Annotated in this window: 35 protein-coding genes; all 35 read left to right on the plus strand. The window is 65.2% G+C overall.

Going from position 1 to position 22,810, the window contains the following annotated elements; genetic code table 11:
• The first annotated feature begins 8 nt into the window (after window positions 1-8).
• The 35 genes from H3309_RS01270 (at window position 9) to H3309_RS01440 (ending at window position 22,747) form a co-directional block, all read left to right on the plus strand.
• Window positions 9-1,277: a Xaa-Pro dipeptidase gene (locus H3309_RS01270; RefSeq protein ID WP_182296788.1), complete on the plus strand. Its 1,269-nt coding sequence runs from the start codon at window positions 9-11 to the stop codon at window positions 1,275-1,277.
• Between the two features lie 248 nt (window positions 1,278-1,525).
• The gene (gene rpsL / locus H3309_RS01275; RefSeq protein WP_182298412.1) at window positions 1,526-1,897 is read left to right on the plus strand and encodes a 30S ribosomal protein S12; all 372 of its coding nucleotides are present in this window, start codon (window positions 1,526-1,528) and stop codon (window positions 1,895-1,897) included.
• Window positions 1,898-1,909: 12 nt separating this feature from the next.
• Window positions 1,910-2,380 (plus strand): 30S ribosomal protein S7, encoded by a 471-nt coding sequence (gene rpsG / locus H3309_RS01280; RefSeq protein ID WP_182296790.1) that lies wholly within the window; start codon window positions 1,910-1,912, stop codon window positions 2,378-2,380.
• Window positions 2,381-2,410: 30 nt separating this feature from the next.
• Window positions 2,411-4,483 carry an elongation factor G gene (gene fusA / locus H3309_RS01285; protein WP_182296792.1) on the plus strand — a complete coding sequence of 691 codons (2,073 nt, stop codon included), beginning with the start codon at window positions 2,411-2,413 and terminating at the stop codon, window positions 4,481-4,483.
• A 50-nt stretch (window positions 4,484-4,533) separates the two neighbouring features.
• The gene (gene tuf, locus H3309_RS01290; RefSeq protein ID WP_182296794.1) at window positions 4,534-5,724 is read left to right on the plus strand and encodes an elongation factor Tu; all 1,191 of its coding nucleotides are present in this window, start codon (window positions 4,534-4,536) and stop codon (window positions 5,722-5,724) included.
• A 107-nt stretch (window positions 5,725-5,831) separates the two neighbouring features.
• Window positions 5,832-6,146, plus strand: coding sequence for a 30S ribosomal protein S10 (gene rpsJ, locus H3309_RS01295; protein WP_182296796.1), 315 nt, complete (start codon window positions 5,832-5,834; stop codon window positions 6,144-6,146).
• A gap of 99 nt (window positions 6,147-6,245) precedes the next feature.
• On the plus strand, window positions 6,246-6,986 hold the full coding sequence (gene rplC / locus H3309_RS01300; RefSeq protein WP_182296798.1) for a 50S ribosomal protein L3: 741 nt from the start codon (window positions 6,246-6,248) through the stop codon (window positions 6,984-6,986).
• Window positions 6,983-7,606, plus strand: coding sequence for a 50S ribosomal protein L4 (gene rplD, locus H3309_RS01305; protein WP_182296799.1), 624 nt, complete (start codon window positions 6,983-6,985; stop codon window positions 7,604-7,606). Before rplC ends, rplD begins: the two co-directional genes overlap by 4 nt.
• On the plus strand, window positions 7,599-7,913 hold the full coding sequence (locus tag H3309_RS01310; RefSeq protein WP_182296800.1) for a 50S ribosomal protein L23: 315 nt from the start codon (window positions 7,599-7,601) through the stop codon (window positions 7,911-7,913). The genes rplD and H3309_RS01310 overlap by 8 nt, the downstream gene beginning before the upstream one ends.
• Before the next feature lie 4 nt (window positions 7,914-7,917).
• Window positions 7,918-8,754 carry a 50S ribosomal protein L2 gene (gene rplB, locus H3309_RS01315; RefSeq protein WP_182296801.1) on the plus strand — a complete coding sequence of 279 codons (837 nt, stop codon included), beginning with the start codon at window positions 7,918-7,920 and terminating at the stop codon, window positions 8,752-8,754.
• Between the two features lie 5 nt (window positions 8,755-8,759).
• Entirely contained in the window at window positions 8,760-9,023 is a 264-nt protein-coding gene (gene rpsS, locus H3309_RS01320; protein WP_182296802.1) for a 30S ribosomal protein S19, read from the plus strand.
• A gap of 2 nt (window positions 9,024-9,025) precedes the next feature.
• Window positions 9,026-9,415 (plus strand): 50S ribosomal protein L22, encoded by a 390-nt coding sequence (gene rplV, locus H3309_RS01325; protein ID WP_182296803.1) that lies wholly within the window; start codon window positions 9,026-9,028, stop codon window positions 9,413-9,415.
• Between the two features lie 2 nt (window positions 9,416-9,417).
• Window positions 9,418-10,113 carry a 30S ribosomal protein S3 gene (gene rpsC, locus H3309_RS01330; protein WP_182296804.1) on the plus strand — a complete coding sequence of 232 codons (696 nt, stop codon included), beginning with the start codon at window positions 9,418-9,420 and terminating at the stop codon, window positions 10,111-10,113.
• 57 nt (window positions 10,114-10,170) lie between these two features.
• The gene (gene rplP, locus H3309_RS01335) at window positions 10,171-10,599 is read left to right on the plus strand and encodes a 50S ribosomal protein L16 (RefSeq protein WP_182296806.1); all 429 of its coding nucleotides are present in this window, start codon (window positions 10,171-10,173) and stop codon (window positions 10,597-10,599) included.
• A gap of 4 nt (window positions 10,600-10,603) precedes the next feature.
• Window positions 10,604-10,810, plus strand: coding sequence for a 50S ribosomal protein L29 (gene rpmC / locus H3309_RS01340; RefSeq protein WP_182296808.1), 207 nt, complete (start codon window positions 10,604-10,606; stop codon window positions 10,808-10,810).
• A gap of 11 nt (window positions 10,811-10,821) precedes the next feature.
• Window positions 10,822-11,058, plus strand: coding sequence for a 30S ribosomal protein S17 (gene rpsQ / locus H3309_RS01345; protein WP_182296810.1), 237 nt, complete (start codon window positions 10,822-10,824; stop codon window positions 11,056-11,058).
• Between the two features lies 1 nt (window position 11,059).
• Window positions 11,060-11,428, plus strand: a complete 369-nt coding sequence (rplN, locus tag H3309_RS01350; protein WP_182296812.1) for a 50S ribosomal protein L14 — start codon at window positions 11,060-11,062, stop codon at window positions 11,426-11,428.
• Entirely contained in the window at window positions 11,428-11,748 is a 321-nt protein-coding gene (gene rplX / locus H3309_RS01355; protein WP_207791540.1) for a 50S ribosomal protein L24, read from the plus strand. The genes rplN and rplX overlap by 1 nt, the downstream gene beginning before the upstream one ends.
• Window positions 11,741-12,346 carry a 50S ribosomal protein L5 gene (gene rplE, locus H3309_RS01360; RefSeq protein ID WP_182296814.1) on the plus strand — a complete coding sequence of 202 codons (606 nt, stop codon included), beginning with the start codon at window positions 11,741-11,743 and terminating at the stop codon, window positions 12,344-12,346. The genes rplX and rplE overlap by 8 nt, the downstream gene beginning before the upstream one ends.
• A gap of 19 nt (window positions 12,347-12,365) precedes the next feature.
• Complete coding sequence (gene rpsN, locus H3309_RS01365; protein WP_182296816.1) at window positions 12,366-12,671, plus strand: 30S ribosomal protein S14; 306 nt, start codon at window positions 12,366-12,368, stop codon at window positions 12,669-12,671.
• Window positions 12,672-12,680: 9 nt separating this feature from the next.
• The gene (rpsH, locus tag H3309_RS01370; RefSeq protein ID WP_182296818.1) at window positions 12,681-13,079 is read left to right on the plus strand and encodes a 30S ribosomal protein S8; all 399 of its coding nucleotides are present in this window, start codon (window positions 12,681-12,683) and stop codon (window positions 13,077-13,079) included.
• 1 nt (window position 13,080) lies between these two features.
• Window positions 13,081-13,614: a 50S ribosomal protein L6 gene (gene rplF / locus H3309_RS01375; protein ID WP_182296820.1), complete on the plus strand. Its 534-nt coding sequence runs from the start codon at window positions 13,081-13,083 to the stop codon at window positions 13,612-13,614.
• On the plus strand, window positions 13,614-13,964 hold the full coding sequence (gene rplR / locus H3309_RS01380; RefSeq protein ID WP_182296822.1) for a 50S ribosomal protein L18: 351 nt from the start codon (window positions 13,614-13,616) through the stop codon (window positions 13,962-13,964). Before rplF ends, rplR begins: the two co-directional genes overlap by 1 nt.
• 3 nt (window positions 13,965-13,967) lie before the next feature.
• A complete protein-coding gene (gene rpsE, locus H3309_RS01385; RefSeq protein WP_182296824.1) occupies window positions 13,968-14,678 on the plus strand; it encodes a 30S ribosomal protein S5 in 711 nt (236 codons plus the stop codon).
• Window positions 14,679-14,689: 11 nt separating this feature from the next.
• Window positions 14,690-14,902 (plus strand): 50S ribosomal protein L30, encoded by a 213-nt coding sequence (rpmD, locus tag H3309_RS01390; protein WP_182296826.1) that lies wholly within the window; start codon window positions 14,690-14,692, stop codon window positions 14,900-14,902.
• A gap of 185 nt (window positions 14,903-15,087) precedes the next feature.
• Entirely contained in the window at window positions 15,088-15,564 is a 477-nt protein-coding gene (gene rplO, locus H3309_RS01395) for a 50S ribosomal protein L15 (protein WP_182296828.1), read from the plus strand.
• Between the two features lie 77 nt (window positions 15,565-15,641).
• Window positions 15,642-17,009 (plus strand): preprotein translocase subunit SecY, encoded by a 1,368-nt coding sequence (gene secY, locus H3309_RS01400; protein WP_182296830.1) that lies wholly within the window; start codon window positions 15,642-15,644, stop codon window positions 17,007-17,009.
• Between the two features lie 46 nt (window positions 17,010-17,055).
• Window positions 17,056-17,706 (plus strand): adenylate kinase, encoded by a 651-nt coding sequence (locus H3309_RS01405; RefSeq protein ID WP_182298416.1) that lies wholly within the window; start codon window positions 17,056-17,058, stop codon window positions 17,704-17,706.
• Window positions 17,707-17,862: 156 nt separating this feature from the next.
• Window positions 17,863-18,231, plus strand: a complete 369-nt coding sequence (gene rpsM / locus H3309_RS01410) for a 30S ribosomal protein S13 (RefSeq protein ID WP_182296832.1) — start codon at window positions 17,863-17,865, stop codon at window positions 18,229-18,231.
• Window positions 18,231-18,620, plus strand: coding sequence for a 30S ribosomal protein S11 (gene rpsK / locus H3309_RS01415; RefSeq protein WP_182296834.1), 390 nt, complete (start codon window positions 18,231-18,233; stop codon window positions 18,618-18,620). The genes rpsM and rpsK overlap by 1 nt, the downstream gene beginning before the upstream one ends.
• An 80-nt stretch (window positions 18,621-18,700) precedes the next feature.
• Entirely contained in the window at window positions 18,701-19,756 is a 1,056-nt protein-coding gene (locus tag H3309_RS01420) for a DNA-directed RNA polymerase subunit alpha (protein ID WP_182296836.1), read from the plus strand.
• A 215-nt stretch (window positions 19,757-19,971) separates the two neighbouring features.
• Window positions 19,972-20,394 (plus strand): 50S ribosomal protein L17, encoded by a 423-nt coding sequence (gene rplQ, locus H3309_RS01425; protein ID WP_182296838.1) that lies wholly within the window; start codon window positions 19,972-19,974, stop codon window positions 20,392-20,394.
• A gap of 86 nt (window positions 20,395-20,480) precedes the next feature.
• A complete protein-coding gene (locus tag H3309_RS01430; RefSeq protein WP_182296840.1) occupies window positions 20,481-21,167 on the plus strand; it encodes a class I SAM-dependent methyltransferase in 687 nt (228 codons plus the stop codon).
• Window positions 21,167-22,300: an iron-containing alcohol dehydrogenase gene (locus tag H3309_RS01435; RefSeq protein ID WP_182296842.1), complete on the plus strand. Its 1,134-nt coding sequence runs from the start codon at window positions 21,167-21,169 to the stop codon at window positions 22,298-22,300. Before H3309_RS01430 ends, H3309_RS01435 begins: the two co-directional genes overlap by 1 nt.
• 9 nt (window positions 22,301-22,309) lie before the next feature.
• A complete protein-coding gene (locus tag H3309_RS01440) occupies window positions 22,310-22,747 on the plus strand; it encodes an acyl-CoA thioesterase (protein WP_182296844.1) in 438 nt (145 codons plus the stop codon).
• Window positions 22,748-22,810: the final 63 nt, after the last annotated feature.

Genomic DNA, 22,810 nt, shown 5'->3' on the forward strand with positions numbered 1-22,810 from the left:
GAGATCTTATGTTGAAGCTGCTTTTGTCCTTGGGTGTGGTTCTGGCGGCGCCGGTGGGGGCGGAGACGGTGTTGGTGACGGCGGACCGGATGGTGGATGTGGTGGCGGGGCGCCTGGTGGAGCGGCCGGCGATCCTGGTGACCGACGGGCGCATCGTGCGGGTGGGCACACAGGGCAGCGTGGCGGCGCCGGCGGGGGCGAAGGTCATCGACCTCAAGGGCCTGACGCTGGTGCCGGGGTTCATCGACATGCATGTGCATCTGACCAGCGAGGCGACCATCGGCGGGTTGCAGGGGCTGCTCTATACCGACAATTTCTGGACGGTGATGGGGGTGGCGAACGCCAGGAAGATGCTGGAGGTGGGGTTCACCACCGTGCGCAACGTCGGCAGCGGCAATTTCGATGATGTGGCGATCAAGCAGGCGGTGGATGGCGGCTTTGTGCCGGGGCCGCGGATCGTGCCGGCGGGCTATGCGCTGGGGGCGACCGGCGGGCATTGCGACGAGACCTTCTTTCCGCCGAGCTTCAAGGCGGTGAGCCGCGGCGTGGCGGACGGCGAGGTGGCGCTGCGCGCCAAGGTGCGGGAAATCCGCAAATATGGCGCCGAGGTGATCAAGGTGTGCGCGACCGGTGGCGTGTTCAGCCGCAATACCGAGCCGGGGCAGCAGCAGCTGAGCGAAAGCGAGCTGCGGGCGATCGCCGAGGAGGCGCACATGTGGGGGCTGAGGGTGGCGGCGCATGCGCATGGCACCAGCGGCATCAAGGCCGCCATCCGCGCCGGGATCGACACCATCGAGCATGCCAGCCTGATCGACGATGAAGGCATCCGGCTGGCGAAGGAGAAGGGCACCTGGCTGTCGATGGACATCTACAACACCGACTATACCCAGGCGGAGGGGGCGAAGAACGGGGTGCTGGAGGATAATCTGCGCAAGGACCGCGAAGTGGCGGACGTGCAGCGCGAGGGCTTCAGGAAGGCGGTGAAGGCGGGCGTCGGGATGGTGCTGGGGAGCGATGCCGGGGTGATGCCGCATGCGCTGGCGGTGAAGCAGTTCGCGACCATGGTGCGGTTCGGGATGACGCCGATGCAGGCGATCCAGGCGGCGACGCTGAACGGCGGCAAGGCGCTGGGGCGGGAGAAGGATGTGGGGGCGATTGCGCCGGGGCGCTTTGCCGACATGGTGGCGGTGGCGGGTGATCCGACCGCCGACGTGACGCTGCTGGAGAGGGCGGCGGTGGTGCTGAAGGGCGGGGTGGTGGTGGCCGACCGGCGCTGAATCCCTGTTGACCGCAGAGGCTTCCCGGGATAAGGGCGCGCTTCGCTCGCGGGCTGGTCGTAGGTCTTCTCCTAAACACAGTGTCGCTTTGACATCGGGACGGTTTCCCCGGTTGGTTCCAAGGGCGGATGCACGGACAGGCTTTGGCTGCGCTGGCCCCATGGGGCTGGCAGGTCGAAGCCTTTGTGCATGGGATGAGGACGGGCGGTGGCCCACCCGCGCTGGTGCGGACAAACACGGAGATTGAAGTGCCGACGATTAACCAGTTGATCCGCAAGGGGCGCGAGCCGCAGAAGGCGCGCAACAAGGTGCCCGCGATGCAGGCCTGCCCGCAGAAGCGTGGCGTGTGCACGCGCGTTTACACGACCACGCCGAAGAAGCCGAACTCGGCTTTGCGGAAGGTGGCGAAGGTTCGCCTGACCAACGGGTTCGAGGTGATCGGTTACATCCCCGGCGAGGGCCACAACCTGCAGGAGCACTCGGTGGTGCTGATTCGCGGCGGCCGGGTGAAGGATTTGCCCGGTGTGCGCTATCACGTGCTGCGCGGGGTTCTGGACACGCAGGGCGTGAAGAACCGCAAGCAATCGCGTTCCAAATATGGCGCCAAGCGGCCCAAGTAAGAGGTATCTGATATGTCCCGTCGTCGTCGCCCCGAGAAGCGCGAAATCCTGCCGGACCCCCGTTTCGGGGATGTCACCCTGTCGAAGTTCATGAACCTTGTGATGTACGAGGGGAAGAAGTCGGTCGCCGAATCCATCGTCTATGAGGCGCTGGACACCATCGAGACGCGCGCCAAGCGCGAGCCGGTGGGCGTGTTCCACGACGCGCTGGCGAATGTTCGCCCGCTGGTGGAGGTGCGCAGCCGCCGGGTGGGTGGTGCCACCTATCAGGTGCCGGTGGAAGTGCGGCCCGAGCGGGCGCAGGCGCTGGCCATCCGCTGGCTGATCGCGTCGGCGCGCAAGCGGGCCGAGAAGACGATGGCGGCGCGGCTGTCGGCCGAGCTGATGGAAGCGTCGAACAACCGGGGCTCCGCGGTGAAGAAGCGGGAAGACACGCACAAGATGGCGGAAGCCAACCGTGCCTTCAGCCATTACCGCTGGTAGTCCTTGAATTTCATCTGAGAGATTGATCCCATGCCCCGCAGCAATCCGCTCGAGCGTTATCGCAATATCGGCATCATGGCGCACATCGACGCCGGCAAGACGACGACGACCGAGCGTATCCTGTATTATACCGGCAAGTCCTACAAGATCGGCGAAGTGCATGAAGGCACGGCGACGATGGACTGGATGGAGCAGGAGCAGGAGCGCGGGATCACGATCACCAGCGCGGCGACGACCTGCTTCTGGAACGATCACCGGATCAACATCATCGACACGCCCGGACACGTGGACTTCACCATCGAGGTGGAGCGGTCCTTGCGCGTGCTGGATGGCGCGGTCGCCTGTTTCGATGGCGTGGCCGGCGTGGAGCCGCAATCCGAGACGGTGTGGCGCCAGGCGGACAAGTATAAAGTGCCGCGCATGTGCTTCGTGAACAAGCTCGACCGCACCGGCGCGAATTTCGACCGCTGCGTGCAGATGATCAAGGACCGGCTGGGCGCGCGCCCGGCGGTGCTGTACCTGCCGATCGGGCTGGAGGGCGATTTCGTCGGCCTGGTGGACCTGGTGGAGAACCGGGCGATCGTGTGGCTGGAAGAGAGCCTGGGCGCGAAGTTCGAGTACAAGGACATTCCCGACAATCTGAAGGCGGCGGCGGCGGCCGCGCGTTCGGAGCTGATCGAGATGGCGGTGGAGCAGGACGACGCCGTCATGGAAGCCTATCTGGAAGGCAGCGAGCCCGACGTGGCGACGCTGAAGGCGCTGATCCGCAAGGGCACGCTGGCGTTTGCCTTCGTGCCGGTGCTGTGCGGCTCGGCGTTCAAGAACAAGGGTGTGCAGCCGCTGCTGGATGCGGTGGTGGATTATCTGCCCAGCCCGCTCGACATTCCGCCGGTGCAGGGCATCGACCCGAAGGGCAATGAGGACACGCGCAAGGCCGACGACAGCGAGCCGTTCAGCGCGCTGGCGTTCAAGATCATGACCGACCCGTTCGTGGGCACGCTGACCTTCGCGCGCATCTATTCCGGCAAGCTGGAAGCGGCCTCGACCGTGCTGAACAGCGTGAAGGACAAGCGCGAGAAGATCGGCCGCATGCTGTTGATGCATGCCAACAACCGCGAGGACATCAAGGAGGCCTTCGCTGGCGACATCGTCGCGCTGGTGGGGCTGAAGGATGTGACCACGGGCGACACGCTGTGCGCGCCGCTGAAGCCGATCATCCTGGAGCGGATGGAGTTTCCGGACCCGGTCATCGAGGTGGCGGTGGAGCCGAAGACCAAGGCCGACCAGGAGAAGATGGGCATCGCGCTCAACCGGCTGGCGCAGGAGGATCCGTCGTTCCGGGTCACCAGCGACATCGAGAGCGGCCAGACCATCATCAAGGGCATGGGCGAGCTTCACCTGGAAATCCTGGTGGACCGCATGAAGCGCGAGTTCAAGGTGGAGGCCAATGTCGGCGCGCCGCAGGTGGCGTATCGCGAGAGCCTGGCGCGCAAGGTGGACGTGGATTACACGCACAAGAAGCAGTCGGGCGGCTCGGGCCAGTTCGGGCGCATCAAGTTCACCGTCGAGCCGGGCGAGCGCGGCAGCGGCGTGGTGTTCGTGGACGAGGTGAAGGGCGGCAACATCCCGCGCGAATATATCCCGTCCGTTGAGAAGGGCATCCGCGAGGTGGCGGAATCGGGTTCGCTGATCGGCTTCCCGATCATCGACTTCAAGGCGACGCTGTATGACGGTGCCTATCACGACGTCGATTCGAGCGCGCTGGCGTTCGAGATCACCGGGCGTGGTGGCATGCGGGAAGCGGCGACGAAGGCCGGCATCAAGCTGCTGGAGCCGATGATGAAGGTCGAGGTGGTGACGCCGGAGGACTTCATGGGCGACTGCATCGGTGACCTGAACAGCCGTCGGGGCCAGATCCAGGGCACCGACAGCCGCGGCAACGCACAGGTGATCGAGGCGATGGTGCCGCTGGCGAACATGTTCGGTTATGTGAACCAGCTGCGTTCGATGACGCAGGGCCGGGCGCAATATACCATGCAGTTCAGCCACTATGACGAGGTGCCGGCCAATGTGGCCGAGGAAGTGAAAGCCAAGATGGCCTGAGGGCCGTGTTGAACCCTTAACAACAGCGCAAGAAGCACGAGGAAAGAGCAATGGCGAAGGCGAAGTTTGAGCGGAACAAGCCGCACTGCAACATCGGCACCATCGGTCACGTCGACCATGGCAAGACGTCTCTGACGGCGGCGATCACGAAGGTGCTGGCGGAAACCGGCGGCGCGACCTTCACCGCCTATGACCAGATCGACAAGGCGCCGGAAGAGCGCGAGCGCGGCATCACCATCTCGACCGCGCACGTCGAGTATGAGACGCAGAACCGCCACTATGCCCACGTCGACTGCCCGGGCCACGCCGACTATGTGAAGAACATGATCACCGGCGCGGCGCAGATGGACGGCGCGATCCTGGTGGTGAGCGCGACCGACGGGCCGATGCCGCAGACGAAGGAGCACATCCTGCTGGCGAAGCAGGTCGGCGTGCCGGCGATGGTCGTGTTCATGAACAAGGTCGACCAGGTCGATGACGAGGAAATCCTGGAGCTGGTCGAGCTGGAAATCCGCGAGGAACTGAGCAAGCGCGATTTCGACGGCGACAATATTCCGATCATCAAGGGTTCAGCGTTGATGGCGCTGGAAGGCAAGCGCGACGACATCGGTCGGGAAGCGGTGCTGAAGCTGATGGCGGCGGTTGACGAATATATCCCGCAGCCGGAGCGTCCGCTGGACCGCCCGTTCCTGATGCCGATCGAAGACGTGTTCTCGATCTCGGGCCGTGGCACCGTGGTGACCGGCCGCGTCGAGACCGGCATCGTCAAGGTGGGCGAGGAAGTCGAGATCGTCGGCATCAAGGATACGGTGAAGACCGTGTGCACGGGCGTGGAAATGTTCCGCAAGCTGCTCGACCAGGGCCAGGCCGGCGACAACATCGGCGCGCTGCTGCGCGGGACGAAGCGTGAGGACGTGGAGCGCGGCCAGGTGCTGTGCAAGCCGGGTTCGATCAAGCCGCACACCGAGTTCGACGCGGAAGTCTATGTGCTGTCGAAGGACGAAGGCGGCCGTCACACGCCGTTCTTCGCCAACTATCGCCCGCAATTCTATTTCCGGACGACCGACGTGACCGGCGAGTGCAAGCTGCCCGAGGGCACCGAGATGGTGATGCCGGGCGACAATGTGAAGCTGGGCGTGAAGCTGATCGCCCCGATCGCCATGGACCAGGGCCTGCGCTTCGCCATCCGCGAAGGTGGGCGCACGGTTGGCGCAGGGGTTGTCGCCAGCATCACGAAGTAGTAAGGGGCCTCTCCCGCCTGGCAGGTTGATTCGTCATCCTGCCGGGCGGGTCGCTTTTTGGGGATATGCCCGAACGAGCGGGTGGGTCGACAGTTAGAGAAGAAACGATGGAAACGCAGAATATCCGCATCCGGCTGAAAGCCTTCGACCATCGCGTGCTGGACACGGCGACCGGCGAGATCGCCGATACCGCCAAGCGCACCGGCGCCGATGTGCGGGGGCCGATTCCGCTGCCGACGCGGACGGAGAAGTTCACGGTCAACCGCAGCCCGCATGTGGACAAGAAGAGCCGTGAGCAGTTCGAGGTGCGCACCTACAAGCGCCTGCTGGATATCGTTAAGCCGACGCCGCAGACCGTGGACGCGCTGATGAAGCTGGACCTGGCCGCGGGTGTCGACGTGGAAATCAAGCTGCAGGGGTAACCCCGCGGTTTTCGCAAGCCCCCCGGGCATGGGGTTCAGGGGGCCTCTGAAGGACAAGCCGGTTCGCTTCGGCGGATTGGCCTCTGGAAGGAAAAGTGGATGAGAACGGGCGTAATCGCCAAGAAGATGGGCATGACCCGTCTGTTCCGGGACGATGGGGTGCATGTGCCCGTCACCGTCCTGGCCTTGGAAAACTGCCAGGTGGTGGCGCAGAAGACAGCGGAGCGTGACGGCTATGTCGCGTTGCAGCTGGGTGCGGGCACGGCCAAGGCGAAGAATCTGACGAAGCCGGAGCGCGGCCATTTCGGCAAGGCCGAGGTGGAGCCGAAGGCCAAGCTGGTCGAGTTCCGCGTCGACGAGGATGCGCTGGTCGAGGTGGGCGCAACCATTGCTGCCGACCATTTCGTGACCGGGCAACTGGTGGACGTGACCGGCGTGACGCAGGGCAAGGGCTTTGCCGGCGCGATGAAGCGCTGGGGTTTCGGCGGTCTGCGCGCGACGCACGGGGTTTCGGTGTCGCACCGTTCGCATGGTTCGACCGGGCAGCGGCAGGATCCGGGCAAGGTCTTTAAGAACAAGAAGATGGCCGGTCACATGGGTGACAAGCAACGGACGCAGCAGAATCTGGAAGTGGTGTCCACGGATGTCGAACGCGGCCTGATCTTCGTGCGCGGGTCGGTGCCGGGGTCGGCCGGTGGCTGGCTGTTCGTGCGCGACGCTGTGAAGGTGGCGCGCCATGCGGAGGCGCCGTTCCCGGCGTCCGTGAAATCGGCCGCCAATGATGTGGCGCCGGTGGCGGATGTTGCTCCTGAGGCTGTGGCTGAGGAGTCGGCACAATGAAGATGGTCGTGAAAACGCTCGGCGCGGCGGATGCCGGCGAGATCGAGCTGAATGCGGATGTGTTCGGGCAGCCGGCGCGGGCGGACATCCTGCACCGGGTGGTGACCTGGCAGCTGGAAAAGCGCCGGGGCACGGCGCGCGGCGCGCAGGAGCGGTCCGACGTGAGCCGCACCGGCAAGAAGTTCGGCAAGCAGAAGGGTGGCGGGACCGCCCGTCACGGCAACCGGGCGGCGCCGCAGTTCATCGGCGGCGGCAAGGCGCACGGGCCGCGGGTGCGGGATTTCAACCCGAGCCTGAACAAGAAGGTTCGCGCGCTGGGCCTGAAGATCGCGCTGTCGGTGAAGGCCGCCGAGGGCAAGCTGATCGTGGTGGACAATCTGGCGCTGGATGCCGCCAAGACCAAGGGGCTGCTGGGCACGCTTCAGGGTCTGGGCATCAGCAGCGGGCTGTTCATCGACGGAACGGCGGTGGATGTGAACTTCGCGCTGGCCAGCCGCAACATCCACAAGGTGGACGTGCTGCCGGCGATCGGCGCCAATGTGTATGACATCCTGAATCATGACCATCTGGTGCTGACGCGCGCCGCGGTCGAGCAGCTGGAGGCGCGTTTCAATGGCTAAGGAAAGCGCACAACCGATCGACCTCAAGCATTATGATGTCGTTCGCAAGCCGGTGATCACCGAGAAGAGCACGCTGGTGTCCGAGCACAACCAGGTGGTGTTCAAGGTGGCGCTGGGGGCCAGCAAGCCCGAGATCAAGGCGGCCGTCGAGGCGCTGTTCTCGGTGAAGGTGCTGGCGGTGAACACGCTGGTGCAGAAGGGCAAGACGAAGAAGTGGAAGGGCAAGCCCTATTTCCGCTCCGACGAGAAGAAAGCCGTCGTGACGCTGGCCGAAGGCCAGTCGATCGACGTGACCACGGGGATCTGACGCCATGGCGCTGAAGCAATATAACCCGACCAGCCCGTCGCGGCGGGGCCTGGTGCTGGTGGACAAGTCCAGCCTGCACAAGGGCAAGCCGGTGAAGGCGCTGACCGAAGGTCTGAAGAAGACCGGGGGCCGCAACAACATGGGCCATGCGACTGCGCGTGGCATCGGCGGCGGGCACAAGCGCAGCTATCGCATCGTCGATTTCAAGCGTCGCACCTGGGACGTGGAAGCGACGGTCGAGCGGCTGGAATATGACCCGAACCGTTCGGCGTTCATCGCGCTGGTGAATTATCCCGATGGGGCGCAGGCCTATATCATCGCGCCGCAGCGGCTGGCGCCGGGCGACAAGATCGTCGCCGGCAAGAAGGTCGATGTGAAGCCGGGCAATGCCATGGAAATCGGCCAGATGCCGGTGGGCACGATCGTGCACAATGTCGAGCTGAAGCCCGGCAAGGGTGGTCAGCTGGCGCGCGCCGCGGGCACGTTCGTGCAGGTGGTCGGGCGTGACCGTGGCATGGTGGTGATCCGGCTGAACAGCGGCGAGCAGCGTTATGTGCGCGGCGACTGCATGGCGACGGTGGGCGCGGTGTCGAACCCCGACAACAGCAACCAGAACCTGGCGAAGGCCGGCCGCAACCGCTGGCTGGGCTATCGTCCGCTGACGCGCGGTGTCGCGAAGAACCCGGTCGACCACCCGCATGGTGGTGGTGAAGGCCGCACCAGCGGTGGTCGCCATCCGGTGACGCCGTGGGGCAAGCCGACCAAGGGCGCCAAGACCCGCAGCAACAAGTCGACCGACAGCATGATCATCCGTTCGCGTCACGCGAAGAAGAAGAGGTAGGCGCGATGGCACGTTCAACCTGGAAGGGTCCGTTCGTGGACCTTCATCTCATCAAGAAGGCGCAGGCCGGCGCGCGGGGTCCCATCAAGACCTGGTCGCGGCGCTCGACCATCCTGCCCGACTTCGTGGGGCTGACCTTCAATGTCTATAACGGCAAGAAGTTCATTCCCGTGTCGGTGACCGAGGAAATGGTCGGCATGAAGCTGGGCGAGTTCGCGCCGACGCGCAACTTCCCCGGCCACGCCGCCGACAAGAAGTCGAAGAGGTAGTCATGTCGAAACCAGCATCTCCCCGCAAGGTCGGCGAACGTGAAGCCCTGGCGCTGGCCACCACGGTGCGTGGCAGCCCCTACAAGCTGAACCTGGTCGCCGGTTTGATCCGCGGCAAGAAGGCGGAAGACGCCGTCAACATCCTGACCTTCAGCCGCAAGGCGATGGCGGTGGATGTGAAGAAGTGCCTTCAGTCGGCGATCGCCAATGCCGAGAACAACCACAATCTGGACGTGGACAGCCTGTATGTGCAGGAAGCCAGCGTCGGGAAATCGATCGTGATGAAGCGTTTCGCCACCCGCGCGCGGGGCCGGAGCAGCCGCATCATCAAGCCGTTCAGCCGCCTGCGCATCGTTGTGCGCGAGCGTGATGCCGAAACGCAGGAGGCCTAAGCATGGGTCAGAAGACGTCCCCCATCGGTCTGCGCCTGCAGATCAACCGCACCTGGGACAGCCGCTGGTATGCGGATGGTGATGAATATGGCCGGCTGCTGCTGGAGGATCTGCGGATCCGCCAGTTCGTGCTGAAGGCGCATCCGCAGGCCGCGATCAGCAAGGTGGTGATCGAGCGTCCGGCGAAGCTGGCGCGGGTGACCGTCTATGCCGCGCGGCCGGGTGTGATCATCGGCAAGAAGGGCGCCGACATCGAGAAGCTGAAGAAGCAGATCGGCGCGATGACCAAGAGCGAGGTCAGCCTGAACATTGTGGAAATCCGCAAGCCGGAAGTCGATTCGAAGCTGGTGGCGCAAGGCATTGCCGACCAGCTGGAGCGCCGGATCGCGTTCCGCCGGGCGATGAAGCGCGCGGTGCAGTCGGCGCAGCGGCTGGGTGCGGAGGGCATCAAGATCACCTGCGGCGGGCGGCTGGGCGGCGCGGAAATCGCGCGTTCGGAAACCTATCGCGAGGGCAAGGTGCCGCTGCACACGCTGCGCGCGAATGTCGATTATGCCGAGGCGCAGGCGCACACCGCTTATGGTGTGTGCGGCGTGAAGGTGTGGATCTACAAGGGCGAAATCCTGGGCCACGATCCGCTGGCGCAGGAGCGACTGATGATGGAAGCACAAACGCAAGGGGTCCGACCCGCGCGATAAGCGACGCTGACAAGCGTCGCCTTATCGGGGGTTGTCCCTGTCTGAAGGCGAAAGACGATGTTACAACCGAAACGGACCAAGTTCCGCAAGGCCTTCAAGGGCCGTATTCATGGCGATGCCAAGGGCGGCACCGCGCTCAACTTCGGCTCATACGGGCTGAAGGCGATGGCGCCCGAGCGCATCACCGCCCGCCAGATCGAGAGCGCGCGCCGCGCGATCACCCGCCACATGAAGCGCCAGGGGCGTTTGTGGATCCGCATCTTCCCGGACGTGCCGGTGAGCAGCAAGCCCGCCGAAGTGCGGATGGGCAGCGGCAAGGGCACGCCCGAATATTGGGTGGCGCGGGTGAAGCCGGGCCGCATCATGTTCGAGATCGAGGGTGTGAGCCGCGAGATCGCGGAAGGCGCGTTCGAGCGCGCGGCGGCGAAGCTGCCGATCAAGGTGAAGATGGTTGCCCGCCTGGGCGACACGGCGCAGGAAGGCTGAGGCGATGGCGAAGATTGCCGATCTGAAGGTCGCGTCCGACGACCAGCTGGCGGATCAGCTGCAGCAGCTGAAGCGCGAGCAGTTCAACCTGCGGTTCCAGGCCGCGACGCAGCAGCTGGAAAAACCCAGCCGCGTGCGCACCGTGCGCCGGACGATTGCGCAGATCAAAACGCTTCAGACGCAGCGCGCCGCCGCTGCGGCTGGCAACTGAGGAGGCCTTCGATGCCGAAACGAATTCTGCAGGGCACGGTGGTCTCCCACAAGACCGACAAGACCGTGGTCGTGCTGGTGGAGCGCAAGGTCGCGCACCCGGTCTATGGCAAGATCATCCGCCGTTCGAAGAAATATCATGCGCATGACGATGCCAACGCCATCAAGGCCGGCGACGTGGTGCGGATCGAGGAATGCGCGCCGCTGTCGAAGCTGAAGAGCTGGCGCGTGCTGGACAAGGTGGCCTGACATGATTCAGATGCAGACCAATCTGGATGTCGCCGACAACAGCGGTGCCAAGCGCGTGATGTGCATCAAGGTGCTGGGCGGTTCCAAGCGGCGTTTCGCCGGCGTGGGCGACATCATCGTGGTGTCGGTGAAGGAAGCGCAGCCCAAGGGCCGGGTGAAGAAGGGGGACGTGCATCGCGCCGTCGTCGTCCGCACCGCCAAGGACATCCGCCGCGCCGACGGCAGCGTGATCCGGTTCGACAGCAATGCCGCCGTCCTCATCAACAAGAATGAGGAACCGATCGGCACGCGGATTTTCGGGCCGGTGGTGCGCGAGCTGCGCTCGACGGGGCACATGAAGATCATTTCGCTCGCGCCGGAGGTGCTGTGATGAGCATGGCGAAGATCAGGAAGGGCGACCGCGTGATCGTTCTGACCGGCAAGGACAAGGGCCGGGAAGGCGATGTGGTGCGCGCCATGCCGAAGGACGGCAAGGTGGTGGTGCAGGGCGTGAACATGATCGCGCGGCACACCAAGGCGACGCAGGCCGACCCGCAGGGCGGCATCAAGCGGCGCGAGGCGGCGATCGCCGTTTCGAACGTGGCAATCAAAGATCCCAAGACCGGCAAGCCGACGCGCGTTGGTTTCGAGGTGCGGGACGGCAAGAAGGTGCGGGTCGCGAAAGGCTCGGGCGAGGTGATCAATGGCTAAGGCAGACAGCACGCGGGCGCTGCCGCGCATGCAGAAGATGTATGAGGAGCGCATTCGCGCCGCGATGACCGAGGAATTCGGCTACAAGAACGTCATGCAGGTGCCGAAGATCGACAAGATCGTCATCAACATGGGTGTTGGTGAGGCGACGCAGGACAAGAAGAAGGTGGAGGTTGCCGCCGCCGAGATGGCGCTGATCGCCGGGCAGAAGCCGGTGATCGCCAAGGCCAAGAAGTCGGTCGCGCAGTTCAAGCTGCGTGAGGGCATGCCGATCGGCTGCAAGGTGACGCTGCGCCGCGAGCGGATGTATGAGTTTCTCGACCGGCTGATCACCATCGCGCTGCCGCGCGTGCGCGATTTCCGCGGCGTGAACCCGAAGAGTTTCGACGGCCGCGGCAACTATGCCATGGGCCTGAAGGAACAGCTGGTCTTCCCCGAGATCAGTTACGACAAGGTGGACAAGATGCGGGGCATGGACATCATCATCACCACCACCGCGAACAGCGATGACGAGGCGCGCGCCCTGCTGCGTGCGTTCGGCATGCCGTTCATCGGCGAGGCCGACGCCCGCAACGCTGCCGCTGCCAAAGCGGCCTGAGAGAGGAAGAACTTAAGTCATGGCGAAACTGAGTTCTGTGAACAAGAACGAGCGTCGGAAGGCGCTGGTCGTGAAATATGCGGCCAAGTATGAGAAACTGAAGGCAAAGGCCAACGACGACAGCCTGGATGAGGGCGAGCGTCTGGTGGCCCGGCTGAAGATGGCGGAGCTGCCGCGCAACGCGAACCCGACGCGGGTGCGCAACCGCTGCGAGCTGACCGGCCGCAGCCGGGGCTATTATCGCAAATTCAAACTGTCGCGCGTGATGCTGCGGGAACTGGGCAACAAGGGCCTGATCCCCGGCGTGACCAAGTCGAGCTGGTAAGGCTGACCCATGAACATGACCGATCCTTTGGGTGACATGCTCACCCGTATCCGCAACGGCCAGGCCGCGAAGAAGGACAGCGTGCTGACGCCCGCATCCAAGCTGCGCGCCAGTGTGCTGGATGTGTTGCAGCGCGAGGGCTATATCCGCGGCTATCAGCCGGTGGCGGATGCCGGCCCGGCGGCGACGATCCGCATCGAGCTGAAATATTTCGAGGGCCAGCCCGCCATCCGCCATCTGGCGCGGGTGTCGAAGCCGGGCCGCCGGGTCTATTCGGGGGCGCAGGAGCTGCCGCGCGTCCGCAACGGCCTGGGCATCACCATCGTTTCGACGCCGAAGGGTGTTTTGTCGGACGCGGAAGCGCGCACGGCGAACGTCGGCGGCGAAGTCCTCTGCCAGGTGTTCTGATATGTCGCGCATTGGAAAGAAATCCGTGGCCATTCCGGCGGGCGTTCAGGCGAGCATCGCCGACGGCCAGCTGACGGTGAAGGGGCCGAAGGGCCAGCTCGCGATGGCGCTGCTGGACGACATCAGCTATTCGGTGGAGGCGACCGAGATCAAGGTGCTGCCGGCGAACGACAGCAAGCGGGCGCGCGCCTTCTGGGGGATGCAGCGCACGCTGGTGTCGAACCTGGTGGTGGGTGTGACCGACGGCTTCACCAAGGTGCTGGAGATCACCGGCGTCGGCTATCGCGCGAGCGTGGCGGGCAGCCGGCTGAAGCTGCAGCTGGGGTACAGCCACGACGTGGAATATGACCTGCCCGAGGGCATCACGGTGAAAACGCCGGACCAGACCACGGTGGAGATTTCGGGTGCCGACCGCCAGAAGGTGGGCCAGGTGGCCGCGGAAATCCGCCGCTGGCGCAAGCCGGAGCCGTACAAGGGCAAGGGCATCAAGTATCGCGGCGAGTTCATCTTCCGCAAGGAAGGGAAGAAGAAATAATGGCACATCTGTCTCTCTTCGAGCGGCGCCGGCGCCGCGTGCGCACGGCGCTGGTGGCGAAGGCCGGCGGGCGGCCGCGGCTTTCGGTGCATCGCACCAACGGGCATATCTATGTCCAGGTGATCGACGACAGCGCCGGCAAGACGATCGCCGCGGCCTCGACCAACGAAAAGGGTTCGGCCGGTTCGGGCGGCACGGTGGCCGCGGCGAGCGACGTGGGCAAGCGGATCGCCGAACGGGCGAAGGCGGCCGGCGTGTCGCGCGTGGTGTTCGACCGGGGCGGGTTCCTGTTTCACGGCCGGGTGAAGGCGCTGGCGGATGCGGCGCGCGAAGGCGGATTGGAGTTTTAAGGCATGGCTGACGAAATTCAGATGGATGCGCCGGCGGCCGAAGCTTCGGCGCCCGAGGGTGGCCGGGGCCGGGGCGGTCGTGGCCGTGGCCGCGATGGCGGCAATCGTGAGGGCGGCAACCGCGGCGGCAACCGCGGGCGGCGCGACGAGAAGCAGGCGCTGACGGCGGACGATGGTGCGGAACTGGTCGAGAAGCTGGTGCACATCAACCGGGTGTCGAAGACGGTGAAGGGCGGCAAGCGCTTCGGCTTTGCGGCACTCGTTGTGGTGGGTGACGGCAAGGGCCGGGTCGGGTTCGGCCATGGCAAGGCGCGCGAAGTGCCCGAAGCCATCTCCAAGGCGACGGCAGCGGCGAAGAAGGCGATGGTTCGCATTCCGCTGCGCGAGGGCCGGACGCTGCACCATGACGGCTTCGGCCATTTCGGCGCCGGCAAGGTCTATGTGCGCAGCGCGACGCAGGGAACGGGCATCATCGCCGGCGGCCCGATGCGCGCGGTGTTCGAGAGCCTGGGCGTGGCGGATGTCGTTTCCAAGTCGGTGGGCACGAACAACCCGTACAACATGATCCGCGCGACCTTTGCCGCGCTGACCGAGCAGGTCAGCCCGAAGGCGGTGGCGCAGCGGCGCGGCAAGAAGGTGGCCGACCTGCTGGCGCGTCGCGGCGACATCAGCGCGGTGCAGGCGACGGTCGATGCCGACGCCGTGGTTGCCTGAGGAGAGTGACGATGGCAGCGAAGAAACAAGCGGAGGCCGCGGCGCCGGCGACGATCAAGGTGACGCAGACCGGTTCGCCGATCCGCCGCACGCCCGACCAGCGCGCGACGCTGGTGGGCCTGGGGCTGAACAAGATGCACCGGACGCGCGAGCTGGAAGACACGCCGGCGGTGCGCGGGATGATCCGCAAGGTGCAGCATATGGTGAAGGTGACCGAAGGCTGAAGGGCCGATATTCAGCCCATCCCGGGCTGCAAATGGCGACGCGCCGAACTTCCGGTGCTCACGTGCCTCAAGCACGCTGCGCTCCGGTTTCGTCTCCTCACCATTTTCGCCGCGGGCTGAGTTGAATCTCACCCCTTCAGACGGACGTGCAAAGAACAGGCGCGAACATAGCGAAAGCGAGTGCAATGAAACTGAATGAGATCAAGGACAATCCCGGCGCCCGCGTCGATCGCGTGCGGGTGGGGCGTGGCATCGGTTCCGGCCTGGGCAAGACCGCCGGGCGCGGACAGAAGGGTCAGAAGAGCCGCTCCGGCGTGGCCGTGAAGGGGTTCGAGGGCGGGCAGATGCCGCTGCACATGCGGCTGCCCAAGCGTGGCTTCAACAAGCCGAACGCGCGCGAATACAGCGAAGTGAACATCGGCGCCCTGCAGGCGGCGGTGGACGCCGGGAAGCTGGCGGCAGGTGGCGCGGTCGACGTGGCGGCGCTGCAGGCGGCGGGTCTGGTGACGCAACCGAAGGACGGCGTGCGGCTGCTGGGCAAGGGTGCCATCACGGCCGCGCTGAACCTGACCGTGGCGGGCGTTACCGCGTCGGCGAAGGCGGCGGTGGAAGCCGCCGGCGGCAGCGTGACGCTGATCGCGCGGCCGAAAACGGACGCCTGAGGCTTTTCACCCGGCGCTTTGCCCCTTACATCGGGCGGGCGCCGGGCGGGGCCTGAAGCGGTTTGAAGGATATTTGCATGGCGACGGCGGCCGATAATCTGGCATCCAATCTGAGCTTCGCCAATTTTTCCAAGGCGACCGAGCTGAAGAAGCGGCTTTGGTTCACGCTGGGCGCGCTTGTCGTGTTCCGGCTCTGCTCCTTCGTGCCGATCCCCGGCATCGATCCGGTGGCGCTGGACCAGCTGTTCAGCCGCACCCAGGGCGGTGTGATGGACTTCTTCAACATGTTCTCGGGCGGCGCCTTGCAGCGCATGTCGATCGTGGCGCTGGGGATCATGCCCTATATCACCGCCTCGATTGTGGTGCAGCTGATGGGCAGCATCTATGGCCCTTGGATGGCGCTGAAGAAGGAAGGCGAGAGCGGCCGCAAGAAGCTGAACCAGTATACCCGGTTCGGCACGGTGATCCTGACCATCTTCCAGGGCTATGGCATCGCCATCGGGCTGGAAGGCTGGGGTGCGTCCAATGGCATCAGCGCGGTGATGGATCCGGGCTGGTTCTTCCGCATCACCTGCATCATCACGCTGCTGGGCGGCACGATGTTCCTGATGTGGCTGGGCGAGCAGATCACGGCGCGCGGCATCGGCAACGGCATCAGCCTGATCATCATGGCGGGCATTGTCGCGCATCTGCCGACGGCGATCGGCGGCTTGCTGGAACAGGGGCGGACCGGGGCGATCTCGGCGGGTTTCATCCTGATCGTCGCCGTGCTGGCGCTGGTGGTGATCGCCGGCATTTGCCTGATGGAGCGGGCGCAGCGGCGCATCCTGATCCAGTATCCCAAGCGGCAGCAGGGCAACCGCATGTTCCAGGGCGACAGCAGCCACCTGCCGCTGAAGCTGAACACGGCCGGGGTGATCCCGCCGATCTTCGCCAGCAGCCTGTTGCTGATGCCGCTGACCGTGGCGCAGTTCGCCGGGCAGGGGGCCAAGGAGGGCAGCAGTGCCTTCGGCGATTTCCTGATCACGCTGACGACGGCATTGCAGCACGGCGCGCCGCTGTACATGGCGCTTTATGCCTTCGGGATCATCTTCTTCAGCTTCTTCTATACCGCGGTGGTGTTCAACCCCGAGGAGACGGCGGACAATCTGAAGAAATATGGCGGCTTCATTCCGGGCATCCGGCCGGGCGAGCGGACGGCGCAATATCTGGATTATGTGCTGACGCGGATCACGGTGGTGGGGGCGGCCTATCTGACCATCATCTGCCTGTTGCCGGAATTCCTGATCAGCCAGATGGCGGTGCCTTTCTATTTCGGCGGCACGTCCCTGCTGATCGTGGTCAATGTGACGATGGATACGGTGACGCAGATCCAGAGCCACATGCTGGCGCACCAATATGAGGGCCTCATCAAGAAGGCGAAGTTGCGCGGCGCTCGTCGCTGACGCGGATGGTGCGGCTGCGGCCGCGAAGGGGGACGGCATGGCGGCGTTGAACATCATCCTGCTGGGCCCGCCCGGCGCGGGCAAGGGGACGCAGGCGCAGCGGCTGGCGGCGCATCGCGGGATGGTGCAGCTTTCGACCGGGGACATGCTGCGCGCGGCGATCAAGGCGGGAACCGCGGTGGGTGTGCAGGCGAAGGCGGTGATGGACGCCGGCGCGCTGGTGAGCGACGAGATTGTCAGCGGGCTGATCGACGAGGCGCTGGCGGCGCTGCCGATGGAGACGGGGACCATCTTCGATGGCTATCCGCGGACGTCGGCGCAGGCGGACTCGCTGGATGCGCTGCTAGCGAAGCATGGCCGGTCGCTGGATGCGGTGATCGAGCTGGAGGTCGACGAGGATGCGCTGGTGGAGCGGATCGTCGGCCGCTTTACCTGCGCGAATTGCGGCACCGGCTATCATGACCGGTTCAAGCAGCCGGCGCGCAAGGGTGTTTGCGATGTCTGCGGCGGCATCGAGTTCAAGCGGCGCCCGGACGACAATGAAGCGACGGTGCGGACGCGGATGGCGGAATATCGGGCGAAGACCGCGCCGATCCTGCCGATCTACGAGATGCGGGGCCTGGTGGGCCGGGTGGACGGCATGGGCAGCATGGAAGCGGTCGAGGCCGGGATCGAAGCCATTCTGGCGGATGTCTGATGGTGGTTGACAGGAAGCGGGCTGGCGACTAGCACGTCCGCTTCCGAGTCCTGCTGTTGTCAGGGGCGCTTTTTCGCGTCTCTGCCGCATTTGGACGGATCAACGCAAAGAGATAGCGGGCGCGCCCAACGCCTGCTGTGGAGCAGGAGTGAGTTTGTGGCACGTATCGCCGGGGTCAATATCCCGACCAACAAGCGCGTTGAGATCGCGCTGACCTACATTCACGGCATCGGCCGTGCGAAGGCCAAGGAAATCACCACCAAGCTGGGGTTCGAGCCGCAGCGCCGGGTGCAGGACCTGAGCGACCAGGAAATCCTGACGATTCGCGAGGCGATCGACAAGGATTACACGGTCGAGGGTGACCTGCGCCGCGAGGTGGCGATGAACATCAAGCGGCTGATGGACCTGGCCTGCTATCGCGGGCTGCGCCATCGCAAGGGCCTGCCGGTGCGCGGGCAGCGCACGCACACCAATGCTCGCACCCGCAAGGGTAAGGCGAAGCCGATCGCAGGGAAGAAGAAGTAATGGCACGCGAACCCGCCCGTTTGAAGCGCCGCGAGCGCAAGAACATCACCGCCGGTGTCGCGCATGTGAACGCCAGCTTCAACAACACGATGGTGACGATCACCGATGCCCAGGGCAATGCCATTGCCTGGTCGTCCGCGGGCACCGTGGGCTTCAAGGGCAGCCGCAAGTCGACGCCCTATGCCGCGCAGGTTGCCGCGGAAGACGCCGGCAAGAAGGCGGCGGAACATGGCGTCCGCACGCTGGAGGTCGAGGTCAAGGGTCCGGGCTCTGGCCGCGAATCGGCGCTGCGCGCGTTGCAGGCGGTGGGGTTCCAGATCACGGCGATCCGCGATGTGACGTCGATCCCGCACAATGGGGTGCGCCCGCCGAAGCGTCGTCGGGTCTGATGATTCGGGTGCCGCCGGCGGGCTCGGCGGTGCCTTTTGACTGAACGGGTGGCGTGGCCTGCCGCCCCAGGTACGAGGTGATGAGCGTGGCAGCAGTGATCGCAAAGAATTGGCAGGAACTGAAGAAGCCGAACGCGCTGGAAGTGAAGGCGGGCGGCAATCGCAAGAAAAAGGCGTTTGTGGCGGAACCGCTGGAACGTGGTTTCGGCCTGACGCTGGGCAATGCGCTGCGTCGCGTGCTGCTGTCGAGCCTGCAGGGCGCGGCGGTGACGGCGATCCGCATCGATGGCGCTCTGCACGAGTTCAGCTTCCTGAACGGCGTGCGGGAGGATGTGACCGACATCGTCCTGAACGTGAAGCAGATCGTGGTGAAGATGCAGGGCGACCAGCCGAAGCGGCTGACGCTGTCGGCGACCGGCCCCGGCGAAGTGACCGCCGGGCAGATCGCGGTGACGGGTGATATCGAGATTTCCAACCCCGAGCTGGTGATCTGCACGCTGGACCAGGGCGCGACCTTCAACATGGAACTAACGGTGATGACCGGCAAGGGCTATGCGCCCGCGTCGGCCAACCGTCCGGCCGACGCGCCGATCGGGCTGATCCCGGTCGATGCGCTGTTCTCCCCCGTGCGTCAGGTGGCGTACAAGGTGGAGAATACGCGGGTCGGGCAAGAGCTTGATTATGACAAGCTGACGCTGACGGTGGAAACCGACGGCAGCGTGACGCCCGATGATGCGCTGGGCTATGCCGCGCGCATCCTGCAGGACCAGTTGCAGCTGTTCGTCAACTTCGACGAGCCGAGCGCGCGGCCGGTGGCGGTGCCGGTATCGACCGGCATGGCGCTGGATGAGCCGACCGATGTCAGCATGAACCGCAACCTGCTGAAGAAGGTGGATGAGCTGGAGCTGTCGGTGCGCAGTGCCAACTGTCTGAAGAACGACAACATCATCTACATCGGTGACCTGGTGCAGAAGTCGGAGCCGGAGATGCTGCGCACGCCGAACTTCGGCCGCAAGAGCCTGAATGAGATCAAGGAAGTGCTGGCCACGATGGGCCTGCGGCTGGGCATGGACATCCCGGGCTGGCCGCCGGAGAATATCGAGGAACTGGCGAAGAAGCTGGAGCAGGAGTTTTAGGCCAAGCGGGGCGCACGGCCTGGAAGCGGATTGCGAAGCAATCGGCTGAAGGGCGCCGACTCCCGCGCAGGCCGACCGGCGGGGCCTGCCGGAACCCGTCCGACGGCTTCGGCGCCCGACGACAAACCCAAGGCGCCCGGGGTCAAGCGGGCGTGGTCTGGGGTTCCCGGTCGGCACAGTGCCGCGCGGCCCCTTAACGAACGGAAGGAAGAGACATGCGTCACGGGGTTTCAGGTCGCAAGCTGGGGCGGACCTCCAGCCACCGCACGGCGATGTTCCGCAACATGGCGGCGGCGCTGATCAAGCATGAGCAAATCACGACGACGCTGCCGAAGGCGAAGGAGCTGCGCCCCTATGTTGAGAAGCTGGTGACGCTGGCGAAGCATGGCGGCCTGTCGAACCGGCGCCTGGCGCAGGCGCGGCTGATGGACGAGGCACAGCTGGCCAAGCTGTTCGATGTGCTGGCGCCGCGCTATGCCGACCGGCCGGGCGGCTATGTCCGCGTGCTGAAGGCGGGTTTCCGGGCCAGCGACCAGGCGGCGATGGGTATCATCGAATTTGTCGACCGCGACATGAGCGCGAAGGGGCAGGACAGCGGCCCGGTCGAAAACAACATGGTGGCTGACGAGGCCGCATAGACCCTCATCTTTTCCTTGCCTTGGCGCGAGCGAGGCGGAATAAGCCGGTCGGCGTTGCAGTGCAGCAATGCCGGCCGGAGTGACTTATGGCGGCGACGGGGACGGGGCGGTTTTTCGAGGGGCTGTCGGCGCGGTTTCGCGCGGGTCGGGATGTGGCGCTGCGGGCGTTCCTGTCGCGGCTGTCCGCCGCGAACGGCGGTGCGCTGCGCGTGCTCGATCTGGGCGGCCGCGTGGACTATTGGGCGCGCGTCGGGTTCGATTTCCTGGATGCCCATGATATCCATATCCATTGCATCAACTATACCACCGACGAGCTGCGGCTGAATGTCGGGCAGCATCCGCGGATCACCGCGGAGGTGGGGGACGCGCGGAACCTGCCGCATCTGGCGGACGGCAGCTTTGACCTGGTGCACAGCAATTCGGTGATCGAGCATGTCGGCCGGTTCGCCGACATGCTGGCCTTTGCCGGCGAAACGCGGCGGCTGGCCCCGGCCTATTATCTTCAGACCCCCTATTTCTGGTTTCCCATCGATCCGCATTCGCCGCGCGCGCCATTCATCCACTGGTTGCCCAATCCGCTGCGGCTGAAGATCGTGCGGCGGGTGAAGGTGGGGTGGGCGCGCCCGACGCGCGATGTGGCGCACAGCATGCGGAACATCGAAAGCACGATGCTGATCGACAAGTCCATGCTGCGTGCTTTGCTGCCGGATGCACGCATCCGGTTCGAGCGGTTGCTGCTGCTGCCCAAATCGCTGATCGCCGAGCGCGGCTGATGTTCGATTTCCGCTATGGCCCGCGGCTGCGTGTGGGCGCCGGGGCGGCGGTGGGAATCGATTCGCTGCTGCCGCCGGGACCGGTGCTGGTGGTGAGCGATGCCGGCCTGACCGCGCTGGGGCTGGTGGATCCGTTGCTGCGGGCGTTGCGCGCGGCGGGCCGGGTGGTGACCTTGTTCGATGCGGTGGAGGCCGATCCTTCGGCCGCGACGGTGCTGCGCTGCGTGGCCGCGGGGCAGGGCGTGGCGGCGGTGGTGGGGTTCGGCGGGGGCTCGCCGATGGATGTGGCGAAGCTGGCGGCCTATCTGCTGGGCAGCGGCGACCTGCTGGACGACATTTATGGCGTTGATCAGGCGCAGGGGCGGCGGCTGCCGCTGGTGCTGGTGCCGACAACGGCGGGGACGGGCAGCGAGGCGACACCGATCAGCATCATCACCGTGGGCGAAACCGAGAAGAAGGGTGTGGTATCGGCGCCGCTGGTGCCGGACTGGGCGGTGCTGGATGCGACGCTGACGCTGGGCCTGCCACGCGCCGTGACGGCGGCGACCGGTATCGATGCCATGGTGCATGCGATCGAAGCCTATACCAGCAAGCGGTTGAAGAACCCGATGTCCGACATGCTGGCACGGGCGGCGTTGCGGCTGCTGGCGGCGAACATCCGCCGGGCGTGCGATGTGCCGGGCGACATCGAGGCGCGGCAGGCCATGCTGATGGGCAGCCACTTGGCGGGTGTTGCCTTTGCCAATGCGCCCGTGGGGGGCGTGCATGCGCTGGCCTATCCGTTGGGGGGGCATTTTCATGTGCCGCATGGCCTGTCCAATGCGCTGATGCTGCCCGGGGTTTTGCGCTTCAACCTGCCGGAAGCCGCGGATTTCTATGCGGAACTTTCCTTCGAGCTTGACGCCGCGGGGGCGGACGTCGCAAAGGTTAACGGGGCGGAAGGTTTCATTGCTGCGTTGCAGCGCATCGCTGTTGATTGCGGTCTGCCGGATCGGCTGTCAGCAGTGGGGGTGGCCGAGAGCGATCTCGATCTGCTGGCAGCCGAGGCAATGAAACAGCAGCGACTGTTGATCAACAATCCGCGTGTCATCGGGGAGGGGGACGCGCGCCGGCTTTACGCCGAAGTGCTTTGAAGGAGTTTTATGTCGTCCCGTTCTGCCTATCGCCCGCGCAGCCATTATCGCGCCTGGCGCACCATCCCGACCCGATGGATGGACAATGACGTTTATGGCCATGTCAACAATGTGGTGTTCTACAGCTGGTTCGACACGGCGGTGAACGCCTGGCTGGTCGACAAGGGCCTGCTGGACATGATGAAGGGCGACAGCATCGGCCTGGTCGCCGAAACCGGATGCCGCTATGCCCGGCCGGTGGCGTTTCCGGACGAGGTGCAGGCGGGGATTGCGGTTTCGCACCTGGGCAACAGCAGCGTGCGTTACGACATCGGCCTGTTCGTCAACGGCAATCCGGCGCCGGCGGCGGAGGGGTTTTTCGTGCATGTTTATGTCGACCGTGCCCATCGGCGACCACGGCCGCTGGGGGACGATTGGCGCCGACTTTTGCAAACCATCATGATTTGATCCGCCGTTCAGCTTTGGTGCAACCGCCGTGCCACAAGAAGGTCAGCCGCAATCGCGCGGCGA

It is taken from the genome of Sandaracinobacteroides saxicola (assembly GCF_014117445.1).
Lineage (GTDB): Bacteria > Pseudomonadota > Alphaproteobacteria > Sphingomonadales > Sphingomonadaceae > Sandaracinobacteroides_A > Sandaracinobacteroides_A saxicola.

Bases quoted from the DNA above. Each gene is read 5' to 3' on its own strand.
- H3309_RS01270 (WP_182296788.1), top strand. From the start codon at position 9: ATGTTGAAGCTGCTTTTGTCCTTGGGTGTGGTTCTGGCGGCGCCGGTG.
- rpsG (WP_182296790.1), top strand. From the start codon at position 1,910: ATGTCCCGTCGTCGTCGCCCCGAGAAGCGCGAAATCCTGCCGGACCCC.
- fusA (WP_182296792.1), top strand. From the start codon at position 2,411: ATGCCCCGCAGCAATCCGCTCGAGCGTTATCGCAATATCGGCATCATG.
- tuf (WP_182296794.1), top strand. From the start codon at position 4,534: ATGGCGAAGGCGAAGTTTGAGCGGAACAAGCCGCACTGCAACATCGGC.
- rpsJ (WP_182296796.1), top strand. From the start codon at position 5,832: ATGGAAACGCAGAATATCCGCATCCGGCTGAAAGCCTTCGACCATCGC.
- rplC (WP_182296798.1), top strand. From the start codon at position 6,246: ATGAGAACGGGCGTAATCGCCAAGAAGATGGGCATGACCCGTCTGTTC.
- rplD (WP_182296799.1), top strand. From the start codon at position 6,983: ATGAAGATGGTCGTGAAAACGCTCGGCGCGGCGGATGCCGGCGAGATC.
- H3309_RS01310 (WP_182296800.1), top strand. From the start codon at position 7,599: ATGGCTAAGGAAAGCGCACAACCGATCGACCTCAAGCATTATGATGTC.
- rplB (WP_182296801.1), top strand. From the start codon at position 7,918: ATGGCGCTGAAGCAATATAACCCGACCAGCCCGTCGCGGCGGGGCCTG.
- rpsS (WP_182296802.1), top strand. From the start codon at position 8,760: ATGGCACGTTCAACCTGGAAGGGTCCGTTCGTGGACCTTCATCTCATC.
- rplV (WP_182296803.1), top strand. From the start codon at position 9,026: ATGTCGAAACCAGCATCTCCCCGCAAGGTCGGCGAACGTGAAGCCCTG.
- rpsC (WP_182296804.1), top strand. From the start codon at position 9,418: ATGGGTCAGAAGACGTCCCCCATCGGTCTGCGCCTGCAGATCAACCGC.
- rplP (WP_182296806.1), top strand. From the start codon at position 10,171: ATGTTACAACCGAAACGGACCAAGTTCCGCAAGGCCTTCAAGGGCCGT.
- rpmC (WP_182296808.1), top strand. From the start codon at position 10,604: ATGGCGAAGATTGCCGATCTGAAGGTCGCGTCCGACGACCAGCTGGCG.
- rpsQ (WP_182296810.1), top strand. From the start codon at position 10,822: ATGCCGAAACGAATTCTGCAGGGCACGGTGGTCTCCCACAAGACCGAC.
- rplN (WP_182296812.1), top strand. From the start codon at position 11,060: ATGATTCAGATGCAGACCAATCTGGATGTCGCCGACAACAGCGGTGCC.
- rplX (WP_207791540.1), top strand. From the start codon at position 11,428: ATGAGCATGGCGAAGATCAGGAAGGGCGACCGCGTGATCGTTCTGACC.
- rplE (WP_182296814.1), top strand. From the start codon at position 11,741: ATGGCTAAGGCAGACAGCACGCGGGCGCTGCCGCGCATGCAGAAGATG.
- rpsN (WP_182296816.1), top strand. From the start codon at position 12,366: ATGGCGAAACTGAGTTCTGTGAACAAGAACGAGCGTCGGAAGGCGCTG.
- rpsH (WP_182296818.1), top strand. From the start codon at position 12,681: ATGAACATGACCGATCCTTTGGGTGACATGCTCACCCGTATCCGCAAC.
- rplF (WP_182296820.1), top strand. From the start codon at position 13,081: ATGTCGCGCATTGGAAAGAAATCCGTGGCCATTCCGGCGGGCGTTCAG.
- rplR (WP_182296822.1), top strand. From the start codon at position 13,614: ATGGCACATCTGTCTCTCTTCGAGCGGCGCCGGCGCCGCGTGCGCACG.
- rpsE (WP_182296824.1), top strand. From the start codon at position 13,968: ATGGCTGACGAAATTCAGATGGATGCGCCGGCGGCCGAAGCTTCGGCG.
- rpmD (WP_182296826.1), top strand. From the start codon at position 14,690: ATGGCAGCGAAGAAACAAGCGGAGGCCGCGGCGCCGGCGACGATCAAG.
- rplO (WP_182296828.1), top strand. From the start codon at position 15,088: ATGAAACTGAATGAGATCAAGGACAATCCCGGCGCCCGCGTCGATCGC.
- secY (WP_182296830.1), top strand. From the start codon at position 15,642: ATGGCGACGGCGGCCGATAATCTGGCATCCAATCTGAGCTTCGCCAAT.
- rpsK (WP_182296834.1), top strand. From the start codon at position 18,231: ATGGCACGCGAACCCGCCCGTTTGAAGCGCCGCGAGCGCAAGAACATC.
- H3309_RS01420 (WP_182296836.1), top strand. From the start codon at position 18,701: ATGAGCGTGGCAGCAGTGATCGCAAAGAATTGGCAGGAACTGAAGAAG.
- rplQ (WP_182296838.1), top strand. From the start codon at position 19,972: ATGCGTCACGGGGTTTCAGGTCGCAAGCTGGGGCGGACCTCCAGCCAC.
- H3309_RS01430 (WP_182296840.1), top strand. From the start codon at position 20,481: ATGGCGGCGACGGGGACGGGGCGGTTTTTCGAGGGGCTGTCGGCGCGG.
- H3309_RS01435 (WP_182296842.1), top strand. From the start codon at position 21,167: ATGTTCGATTTCCGCTATGGCCCGCGGCTGCGTGTGGGCGCCGGGGCG.
- H3309_RS01440 (WP_182296844.1), top strand. From the start codon at position 22,310: ATGTCGTCCCGTTCTGCCTATCGCCCGCGCAGCCATTATCGCGCCTGG.